1 protein-coding gene is annotated in these 273 nt (G+C 64.1%); it reads right to left on the bottom strand.

All coding sequences use genetic code 11. The features are described 5' to 3' along the window. Positions 1-49 precede the first annotated feature (49 nt). On the bottom strand, positions 50-273 hold a 224-nt coding region (locus ABG80_RS18060; RefSeq protein ID WP_235513938.1), incomplete at its 5' end, for a hypothetical protein.

Raw genomic sequence — 273 nt, forward strand, 5'->3', positions numbered from 1 at the left:
CCTCTGCAACGCCCTTCGGGCTCACTGGGGTGTCCCCCAGCCCCCCGGCTTACTTCGACGCGGAGAGGCGCTCCATGTCATTGAGGACAGGCCGAGCATGCTGATGCACGGCCATCATGTAGGCCTGCGAGGCCTTATCCCAGGCGTCGATGTGTCTGGCCAGGATGAACAGCCAGGGCGGCGTGTCAACATCCGGGCCAGCAGCTACGATCCCGTAGAAGGCCCTCACCGTCTCAGTGGTCATCAGCGCAGCCTCTTCGAGGACATTGCGCG

This window comes from Aquabacterium parvum (assembly GCF_001447195.1).
In the GTDB taxonomy this organism is placed as follows: Bacteria; Pseudomonadota; Gammaproteobacteria; order Burkholderiales; family Burkholderiaceae_C; genus Aquabacterium; species Aquabacterium parvum.